This is a genomic window from Thiomonas sp. FB-6 (assembly GCF_000377645.1).
GTDB lineage: Bacteria > Pseudomonadota > Gammaproteobacteria > Burkholderiales > Burkholderiaceae_C > Thiomonas_A.
This window is the reverse complement of the sequence record NZ_KB898546.1, coordinates 1-1,373: the sequence shown is the minus strand read 5'-3', so window position 1 is coordinate 1,373 and position 1,373 is coordinate 1. Positions and strand designations below refer to the sequence as shown.

The window sequence follows — 1,373 nt, the reverse complement described above, 5'->3', positions numbered from 1 at the left end:
AATACCCACGCCAGGAAGGCGCCGGCGAAGCCTCTCAGCAGCAGGCCCTGGAGTGCCTCGTTGGTCATCGCCGTCTCATGGGGTTCGCGCGAATGGCCGTGTTCTAGCGTGCGTCGAAGCGCCCGCGAGGGGGCCCGGCGCAGGCATGCCAGGACAGGTCATTTCAGGCTGTCCATGAGTTCGGCCCACCAGTCGTCGAGCTTGTTGGGGCCACGGGTCTTGAGCCTCTGCGCACGGCGCACCTCGCCGAAGGTCAGAAGACTCGGAAGCGAGCCGAACGCCAGCAGGTAGGCTGCGGCGCGGCCGACGGCGATTGCCGTACCGGTCACGGGACCCCATTTCTTCAGGTCCGACAAGACAAAGGACATCAACACGTACGACAACATGCTGAGAAAGGCAAAGCGCGCCAGGCGGCGCTCTCCAGGGCTCGTGTGCCTGTGCAGGGCCAGGCCATTGGCCATCAGCGGGAACAAGGGGCTCATCGCCAGCATTCGGGCAAAGGATCTGGGCACCGTGAGCGCCAAAGCCGCATTGACGGTTGCGAAACCCGGCAGGGGCTGCAATCCGAACGAATCCCGGAGCTCCGGATGCTTGCGCAGGCGCCGAACCGTTCCGAATCCGAACATGACTATCGCGACCAAGCCGCACAGCAAGGCCATGCCGCCTGCAAGAACGAGCGGCAAGAAGGCTTCGTCGTTCACCATGATCAATGCTTCAGATAAGGAGCAACGCGGTCGTAGAGCCAGCCACCGAACTGTCTGCCGAGTTGTTCGCCGGTGTCCATGCCATGCGCTGTGACTGAAACCCCTTGAACCGTGGCCGCGACTGTCAGCGCGGGGGATCTGAAAACGACCGCGACCCCACCGATCAGCACAATCGATGCGCCTGTACCTACGGTTCCGCCAAAGCCGGAGCCCGCCATTCCGAATCCTTCGAGGAAAGCCTCGCGATGCCAGTCGCCACCGGCCGCATATATGTCATGCACATGATTGACGCGTCGAATGCCGTCGACGACCACTAGCCCGGGACCCAGTCGATTCGCGACCTTGCCAAACCACCCCAGATGCCCTGCCTGCGTGAGCGAGCGCAGGTCCAGGCGCGTGATCTTGGGGCTGTTGCGCACACGGTCCGGCACGCGCCTTCCCGCGGGGGTCATCATGGTCGAGCGCGCGTACGAATGCTTCAGGGCGATGTTGATTTCAAGGCGGAAGGCGTCGTTCAGGTCCTGGCCCGAGCGCCGTACGGCTTCGAGCGCCTGCGTCCTGGGCAAACCCTGGGGCGCTCCGCGCGCCGTTGCGCGGCGGTAGTTGTCCAGGGCTTGCTCGTGCTTGCGCATGGCGCTCAGGAACTGACGCCTGCGTGCGGCGTACACG

General features: G+C 64.2%; 1 protein-coding gene and 1 pseudogene. Both read right to left on the bottom strand.

Going from position 1 to position 1,373, the window contains the following annotated elements; genetic code table 11:
• Positions 1–158: 158 nt before the first annotated feature.
• Positions 159–704, bottom strand: coding sequence for a hypothetical protein (locus tag D466_RS23040; protein ID WP_018915438.1), 546 nt, complete (start codon positions 702–704; stop codon positions 159–161).
• 2 nt (positions 705–706) lie between these two features.
• Positions 707–1,373: pseudogene (locus D466_RS0119960) on the bottom strand (hypothetical protein); the annotation flags it as partial.

Excerpts from the sequence above, each read along its gene's own strand:
- D466_RS23040 (WP_018915438.1), bottom strand. The coding sequence starts at position 704 with ATGGTGAACGACGAAGCCTTCTTGCCGCTCGTTCTTGCAGGCGGCATG.